The organism is Bradyrhizobium sp. (genome assembly GCF_004799405.1).
Classification (GTDB): domain Bacteria; phylum Pseudomonadota; class Alphaproteobacteria; order Rhizobiales; family Xanthobacteraceae; genus Bradyrhizobium.
Map to the genome: position 1 here is coordinate 92,529 of NZ_SSMW01000158.1, position 8,348 is coordinate 100,876.

At 60.2% G+C, this 8,348-nt stretch carries 7 protein-coding genes and 1 pseudogene; 3 read left to right on the forward strand and 5 right to left on the reverse strand.

Annotated elements, in window-relative coordinates:
• The first annotated feature begins 9 nt into the window (after positions 1-9).
• The 3 genes from E7813_RS25690 (at position 10) to E7813_RS25700 (ending at position 3,475) form a co-directional block, all read left to right on the forward strand.
• Positions 10-2,211, forward strand: a complete 2,202-nt coding sequence (locus E7813_RS25690; RefSeq protein WP_291578104.1) for a xanthine dehydrogenase family protein molybdopterin-binding subunit — start codon at positions 10-12, stop codon at positions 2,209-2,211.
• Positions 2,208-2,750: a cytochrome family protein gene (locus E7813_RS25695; RefSeq protein ID WP_291578105.1), complete on the forward strand. Its 543-nt coding sequence runs from the start codon at positions 2,208-2,210 to the stop codon at positions 2,748-2,750. Before E7813_RS25690 ends, E7813_RS25695 begins: the two co-directional genes overlap by 4 nt.
• Before the next feature lie 242 nt (positions 2,751-2,992).
• Positions 2,993-3,475 (forward strand): thioesterase family protein, encoded by a 483-nt coding sequence (locus tag E7813_RS25700; RefSeq protein ID WP_363331216.1) that lies wholly within the window; start codon positions 2,993-2,995, stop codon positions 3,473-3,475.
• A 41-nt stretch (positions 3,476-3,516) separates the two neighbouring features.
• Here E7813_RS25700 and E7813_RS25705 read toward each other — a convergent pair whose 3' ends face one another.
• From E7813_RS25705 to E7813_RS25725, 5 genes and pseudogenes are all read right to left on the reverse strand, one after another.
• Entirely contained in the window at positions 3,517-4,215 is a 699-nt protein-coding gene (locus E7813_RS25705) for a YoaK family protein (protein WP_291578106.1), read from the reverse strand.
• Positions 4,216-4,374: 159 nt separating this feature from the next.
• Positions 4,375-5,361 (reverse strand): cytochrome d ubiquinol oxidase subunit II, encoded by a 987-nt coding sequence (gene cydB, locus E7813_RS25710; protein WP_291578107.1) that lies wholly within the window; start codon positions 5,359-5,361, stop codon positions 4,375-4,377.
• Positions 5,362-5,431: 70 nt separating this feature from the next.
• Complete coding sequence (locus E7813_RS25715; RefSeq protein WP_291578108.1) at positions 5,432-6,847, reverse strand: cytochrome ubiquinol oxidase subunit I; 1,416 nt, start codon at positions 6,845-6,847, stop codon at positions 5,432-5,434.
• A gap of 224 nt (positions 6,848-7,071) precedes the next feature.
• The gene (locus E7813_RS25720; protein WP_291578109.1) at positions 7,072-8,097 is read right to left on the reverse strand and encodes an aldo/keto reductase; all 1,026 of its coding nucleotides are present in this window, start codon (positions 8,095-8,097) and stop codon (positions 7,072-7,074) included.
• Between the two features lie 61 nt (positions 8,098-8,158).
• Positions 8,159-8,348, reverse strand: a pseudogene (locus E7813_RS25725) (hypothetical protein); the annotation flags it as partial.

Consider the following 8,348-nt stretch of genomic DNA (forward strand, 5'->3'; position numbering starts at 1 on the left):
AGCGAACTCATGGAAATGAACTCACCCATCGGCCCTAACGCTCTTGATAAACCGGGTGTTGTCGGGAAACCACTCGACCGCGTGGACGGCCGATTGAAGGTTACCGGCGGCGCGCGCTACGCCTATGAGATGCAGCAGGAGGGCGTGCTGTATGGCTTTGTGGTCGAAGCCTCGATCGCAAAGGGAACGATCAGATCGATTGACACCCGTGCTGCGGAGAAGGCGCCGGGTGTCGTGCTGGTTCTCACCCATCGCAACGCGCCGGCGCAGGGCACCGGCAATCACCGTGAAGCGCACCCGGTGCTCACCGGCTCGCAGGTGATGGCTTACGGGCAACCGGTCGCCTTCGTGGTTGCCGAGACTTTCGAGCAGGCCCGAGCGGCGGCCTATCTGGTCGATTTGAAATATCACCGTTCGGACGGAAAATACGCGCTCCGCAGCAACCTCAAGGAGGTGCGCGTTCCCAAACCAAACGATGCGCCGGCGGCTGACAGCGCGGTGGGTGATTTCGCAGGTGCGTTCGAAAGCGCCCCGGTGCGGATTGATGTGACTTATACCACCCCCTTGCAAAGTCACGCGATGATGGAACCCCATGCCACGATTGCAATGTGGGACGGCGACAAATTGATCCTGCACACCGCAAACCAGATGCTGAACCAGGGTCAGCGGGCCATCGCGACAACCCTCAAGATTCCTGCCGAAAACATACGCCTGATCAGTCCGTTCATCGGCGGCGGATTCGGCGGCAAGCTCTGGGTCAATGCCGACGCTATCCTGGCGGCGATCGCTTCGCGAGAGCTCAAGCAACCGGTGAAGGTTGCGCTGACGCGGCAACAGATCTTTCACGTCACGACGCACCGTTCAGACACGATTCAGCGCCTGCGCCTGGGAAGCGATCGTGACGGCCGTATCCTCGCGATCGGCCACGATGTGTTTTCGGGAAATTTACCCAGTGAGCAAACCTACGAAGGCGCCGCGCTCCAGACCCGTACCCTCTATGCCGGACCCAATCGGCTGACACGGCACCGTCTGGCGCCACTGGACATTCCTGTCGCGTCGTCGATGCGGGCCCCCGGCGAATCTGTCGGGTTGATGGCACTCGAATGCGCAATGGATGAACTCGCCGAAAAACTCGATCTAAACCCGGTCGAATTGCGCGTCCGAAACGAGCCGAGCGAGGACCCGGAAAAACATATCCCCTATTCCAGCCGCCATTTGATCGCCTGCATGCACGAAGGCGCGCGCCGGTTCGGATGGGACAAGCGCAATGCTAAGCCGGGGCAGGTTCGTGACGGGCACTGGCTGGTAGGAATGGGCATGGCCGCGGCAACGCGCGGCAACCCGCTTTTGCTCTCCAAGGCGAATGTCCGGTTGGATCCTGATGGTACCGCGACCGTCAAGATGGCGATGACCGACATCGGCACTGGCACTTATACCATCCTGGCGCAGATCGCCGCCGAGATGCTTGGCCTGCCGACTGAACGCATCCGGGTCGAACTCGGCGATACCGACTTTCCACAGGCAGCGGGTTCAGGTGGATCTTGGGGCGCCGGGAGTTCGGGCTCGGCCCTTTTCGAGGCCTGCAATGCGCTACGTGAAAAGCTGGCACGGACCGCCGGTATGGATCCGGCAACCGCGCGCTTCGATGACGGCAGCATCGCATCCGGCGAACTGTCCAGAAAACTAACGGACCTGGTGGGCGCCGGGATGGAAGCCGACGGCGAAATTCGCCCGGGCCGCAACAACAAGGAGTTCTCGCAACAATCTTACGGCGCGCATTTCGCCGAAGTCGGCGTCGACGCGGATACTGGCGAAGTGCGTGTGCGGCGCATGCTCGGCGTATTCACCGCCGGCCGCGTCCTGAACGCCAAGACGGCACGGTCGCAGGCGATCGGTGGAATGGTGTTCGGCATTGGCGCGGCGCTGCATGAAGCGATGACCCTCGATCCGCGCTTCGGCTATTTCGTCAACCACGATCTCGCCGAATACCACGTGCCGGTGCATGCCGACATTCCGGCCATCGACGCCATCTTTCTGGCCGAGCTGGACGACAGATCCAACCCGCTAAAGAGCAAGGGCATCGGCGAACTCGGGATTTGCGGCGCCGGCGCCTCGATCGCCAATGCGATCTATAACGCTTGTGGTGCGCGCATACGGGACTACCCGATCACGCTCGACAAACTGCTTTCCAGCCTGCCGGTGCGCGCATGAGCGGGGCGGAGGCCGCGGGCATCCGGTGCCGCCCGATCATAGCTAGTGCGATCACTATTGCCGCGACCGCCATCCTGGCGGTCGGCTTTGCGACGACGCGCAGCGTGGCCGCAGGGCCAGAAGTGGTGCCCTCGCCTCAAGCCACCGAATATCTGCCAAGCATCAGCGACCTGATGATCGCGACGATACAACCGCGGCACGAGCTGCTCTGGCGGGCCGCGCAAGATGGAAACTGGGACTTTGCCGCCTACGAGCTTGGCAATCTACACGGTGCATTCGGTCGCATCGGGCGCGCTCATCCAACTGAGCACGACATCTCCTTTCCCAACATGATCGCTTCCGTGACTGAGCAACCGTTCAAGGAGCTCGAAAGCGCGATCCGGTCCAAAGACAGTCCCGCATTCGACAAGGCCTATGCCGACCTGACTGACGCATGCAATTCATGTCATCAGGCGCTCAACCACGGAGTGATCGAAATCCGTGCACCGAACCGGACATCCGCGTCGGACCTCAACACCAACAGCGCGTCGCGGAATTGACGCACCGCGGCTCTGGACCTCGCACCCTTCGATCCGCAAGACGTTCTGAACGCTAATTTAATGGCTCACGACAATCGTGAACCTATCTCTCACATAGTCCGAATCGATTTTGGATAGGAGAGGCTATCGTATCCGCTGCCCGGATCGTAGATCGCGGAGTCAACGATTCAGCCCCTCATAGACAAAGTTACACGCGACGCCAGAGACAGCAGTTAGTTCGCAACAGGTCAGACGAGGAAGAAATGGATACGCTCGATAACGTCACGATTGGCATGACCGCCACGAAGGCCGTCAGAGTGAGCTATGCGATGACGGTCGATCATTTTGTGGCAAACATGCCGCAGGTCTATGCCACGCCGATGATGATCCTGCACATGGAAATGGCGTCGGGGTCCGCCATCGCTTCGCATCTACCGGAGGGATTCGTCAGCGTCGGCATGGACGTGAAGGTCCGGCACCTCGCCGCAACCCCGGAGGGTCGTACTGTCCGCGCGATTGCTCGCGTTATCCAGATCGACGGCAAGAGCGTGCTGTTCGAGGTCGAGGCCTGGGACGGCGACCGCAAGATCGGTGACGGCACCCACCGACGCGGCATCGTCAACTTCGTCGAGTTCGAGAAGCGCTTCGGGGTGAAGCGGCTGACGATGAGCCTGGATTGGTCTAATCCCGACAACGCATCGCGGTCAGGACCACGATCGCTACCGCACCCCGCAACGACTCGGTGAGACAACCCAGGAATCGGTGGCCCAAAGTCCAGTCCGGATCATCAATCCCGGACTCCCTCGACATTGGCGGTCGTTCCCATCGCAACCGCGAGCAGAGCGAGCCCTGCAGGCAAGGCCAGGGCCCTCAGGCCGATTGCCGTCTCGCAGGTTGCTCCCAGGCAGCAACCAACAGCAAAGCCGACGATCGCCGGCCGGGTTCGCATCGCGCGGTCGCGCGCCTTGGCCATGTCAGCCGGGCCGCGCCCGAGCATCATCTCACATATATCCATCATGACGCGCGTGATGTTGGCCGTCATGGCCGCGGTTGACGGCACTCCTTTCATCGAGATCTGTACGAGTGCGTTTTGCACGGCCATCGCCGAGACGCCGAGCATACCCGCAAGAATCGCCTTCGTTGCGTCCGGATCCATGCGCGCACCGGCGGAGGCGCACAAGACAAAGAACCCGGTGAGCAATAGTAGCTGCAGCAGAAGCAACGGCCGTAGCGAGGCAACTCCGACGTTCTCCAGGGCACCGGCCAGCATTCGCGTCAGCCCGAGCGCAGTCACGAACACCGGGAGCGCGAGTATCGCGGCTGCAGGCGCGCCGCTGCCGGTGACAAGATGCGCGAGAAGGATGACAAGATTGCCTGTAATGTGGGCCGTAAACAGACCGCCAAGCCCGAGAAAGCCGATGGCATCCACGCTTCCCGCGATAACGCTGAGCACGGCCGGAAGCATTTTCGCATTGAGTGAGCTCAACACCAAGTGCGCCCGGACCCGGGGCGTCCGGCGTTCAACTATCTCTGACATAGTCCGCACCGTGCTCTGCGGAAAGGCGCCGTGGCACACACCAAAGCTCGGCGTGCGGCACGGTCATGGCCCCTGCTCCTGATATAGCGCAAAAACCCGCGGAATTTGTTAGTGTCCATATCCGGCGGAAGCCCTAACTTTCCCCCTGAAAACGCGGTAGCTGACGACCGTGTAAAGCAGCATCAGCGGGAAGACGACGACGCCACCCCAGAACATGAACATCAGGCTGGACTGCGGCGCGGCAGCCTGGTCGACGGTGATTTGGAAGGGGATCATGTAAGGCCAGAAGGACAGCGCCAGAGTGCCAAATGCCGATACAAAGATCAGTCCGACCATGTGAAACGGCCAGTAGTCGTTGTGGTTCAGAATGCTGATCGCGAGCACTGTTGCCGCGACCGCTCCGACCGCCGGAAAGGCGAATAAATATGGTCGATCGATCCAGCGATGCAGGATCGGAAGGTGTTCGGCCAGCGCGTAAGCGAACACAAGCACGAGGAATGCCAATACGCCGACCGCAAGTACGGGGATCTGGCGGCGCGCCACGTCGCGAACCTCGGCTTCGCATTTTCTGACCAGCCAGCAGGCGCCAAGAAGCGCATAGCCAAGGCACAGGCCGATGCCGCAAAGGACCGCAAACGGCGTCAGCCAGCCGACCTCACCGCCGGAGTATTCGCCGTTGGTGAACTGCAGTCCTTCCACGAGGCCACCGACCGTCATTCCCTGTATGAAGGTCGCGATCAGCGATCCGCCGGCAAAGCTGAAATCCCAGATCCACCGCAGCCGTTGCGTCTTGTAACGAAACTCGAACGCCACGCCTCGCAAGATCAAACCCAGCAGCATGACGATGACAGGGAGGTAGAATGCCGACAGCAACGTCGCATAAACGAGCGGAAAAGCTCCCCACAAAATCACCGCGGTGACTACCAGCCAGGTCTCGTTGCCGTCCCAGATCGGCGCGACAGCGCTCAGCATCGCGCCCCGCCTGGCTTCGCCGTTCGCCAGTCCGAACAGCAAACCGACGCCAAGATCGACACCGTCGAGCAGCACGTAGAGCAGAATACTGACGGCCAAAAGGGAGACCCAGAACATGACCACGGTTAGACTCCTGAGATGACGTAGAACAAAATGCTGGCGGCAAAAAGCGATAGCCAGAGCATGAACATGACTATTCTCCAGCGATGCCGTAGCTCGGCTCCTGAATTGTTTCTTCGTCGGCCAGCGACATCGGCCGGTTCGGAACCGCGAGATGCGGTGTCTCGAGCAGCCTTCGCGCCGGACCGTTGCGGATGAGCCGGTAGATGTAGAATGTGCCAAACAGGAAGATGAAGGCGTAGACCGCGCAGAAGATCACGAGCGAGATCGTCGCTTCGCGCGTCGTCAGGAATGGCGTCACGGCGTCAGCGGTTCGCAACACGCCAAAGACCACCCAGGGCTGACGGCCAACTTCAGCGGTGAACCAGCCGGTAATGATCGCTATGAAGGGCAGCGGAAAGCTGAAGAACGTCAGCCAAAGCATTGGGCGATTGTACGCAAGGCGGTGCCTGTAACTCATATAGGTACCGAACCATGCGAGCCCCAGCATCACCAGTCCGCATCCCACCATGATCCGGAAGCTGAGGAACGGGATAAGCACCGGTGGCCAGTTCTCCGGAGGGATGCTGTTGAGTCCGGTTTCCCCCGCGGTGAGGCTATCGGCATCGATCAGACTACCAAAGGGCGGCGGCAGCTTGATCTCGAACAGGTTGCGACGGTTCGCCACGTCCGGCCACGCGAACAGCACTTCGGAAGCCGGTTTCTCGTCGTTCCAGCGACCTTCGATCGCGGCCATCTTGGACGGTTGGTAGGTGTTGACGTATTCACCGGTCAGGTGCCCAAACAGGAGCTGAATCGGCATCAGCACGGCCGCGAGACCAAGACCCATGCGCAGCATGATACGCGCCTCGGCGTGATATTCCTTCCGCAGCAGATACCATGCACCGGTCGCTGCAACGCAGAAAGCACCGGTAAGGTAGGAAGCAAACAACATATGGGGAAATCGTGACCAGACCACCGAATTGAACAGGATCTTGGTCCAGTCGTTGGGAGCGAAGACGCCGTTTTCCAGGACATAGCCGGTTGGTACCTGCATCCAACTGTTATTGACCATGATCCAGAACGCCGAAAACGTGGTCCCCAGCCCGACCATCGCAGTTGAAAACAAATAGAACCATGGCGGCACGCGGCTGCGGCCAAAGATGAGGACGCCAAAGAACGTGGCCTCGAGCATGAAGGCCGTGAAGGTCTCGTACATCAGGAGCGGACCCTGGATCGGTCCGGACATTCTGGAGAGTACGCTCCAGTTCGTGCCGAGTTGGAAGCCCATGACGATCCCGGAAACGACACCCAATCCAAATGCAATACCGAATATCCTCAGCCAGAATTCGAAGATCACGCGATAGGCCGCACGGCCGGTGGCAAGGTACATGGCTTCGAGAACGGTGAGCCAGGCTGCCAAGCCGATCGTGAAGGATGGAAAGATGATATGGAAGGTGATCGTAAAGGCAAATTGAATTCGCGACAGGAAAAGTGCCGTCATTTCCATTGCAATTCTCCTGGCCTGGACCCGTCGCAATAACTGGATGACACTGGCTCTTGAAATCGATCGTGGAGACGAGAGCCATTATGCAAAAGTAACAACGGGACAACCGCCGGCCATTAAATTCGCCGTTAGGATCTAAACGCAAACCAGGCTGGTCGCGCGATCCAACATTACGACGATCGGATCAAGAGCATCATCGAACAGCAACTTTTCGGCGCCGTTTTGCGTTACGCTGCGACGCTTCGTGCCGGCGGCGCCATGAATTCGGGGCCGACCGGTTCGCTGATGGTCTCGCGCAGGATCCGGTCGATCTCGGCCTTGGTCGAGGCATCCAGCGACCAGCCCGTCACCTCGTTGACTGGCTGCAATTGTCCGGGATGACGGGCTCCCCACAATGCCGTGGTGACGCCCTGGTCGAGCATCCAGCGGATCGCCAGGTGAATAACGCGTTTGCCGAAACGTTGCGCGAGCCGATCGAGCTTGCCCACGGCGGCCAAATATTGGGCGAACCGCGGCTCGCGAAATTTCGGGTCGGTGCGCCTCAGATCGTCACCATCGAATGCCGTATCCGGTCGCATTCGTCCGGACAGCAGACCCCGGCACAGCGCTCCATATCCCAGCATCGCAATTCCATTTTTTCGGCAGTAGGGCAGAAGATCGGCCTCGACGCCACGTTCGAACAGATTGTAGGGCGGCTGCAGCACATGCAGTGGCGCGACGCGGCGAAACCGTTCCATCTGGCCGACTGAAAAGTTACTCACCCCGATGGCGCGGATTTTTCCCTGCGCAAGCAGCGTGTACATTGCGTCCGCGGTCTCCTCGATCGTAATCAGCGGATCGGGCCAATGAACCTGATAGATATCAATGTAATCGGTTTGAAGTCTGCACAAGGAATCGTCGACCTCGCGCATGATGCGGGCGCGACTGGCATTGCGTGAAACTCGTTCACCCAGCCACTGAAGTCCGACCTTAGTGGCGATAATCACTTGGGAGCGCAGCCGGGCTTCGGCAATCGCTTTGCCAACGATCTCTTCGGAGCGGCCGAAACCGTAGACCGGGGCCGTGTCGACAACGTTGATGCCATGCTCGAAGGCGGCCTGGATGGTGGCGATGGATTCAGCTTCGTCGGTTCCACCCCACATCCACCCGCCGATGGCCCAGGTGCCGATGGCGACGGGAGACACCCTGAGCGACGTCCCGGGGATCTCGGTACGTTCCATGTTCATTTTGATCGCTTCTGCTTGACGTGCCATGATCCTGTTCTTTCCTTGTATGCGTGCGCCTTGAGACTCTGGATGGCGGACAAGTCCGACCTCAATCGGCAGCGACCGGGTGCACGGCGTAGAGTCCCGCTTCCTCCTCGGCGACCAGCCCGAGGGCCGTCCAGTCGAGCTCGCCGTAACCGCGCGCGATTCCCGTGATCAGCCGGTCTCGGACCACACCCACCGACGGCATCGGAACGCCTGCGTTCTCTGCCTCGGCAAGCGCCAAACGCACGTCCTTG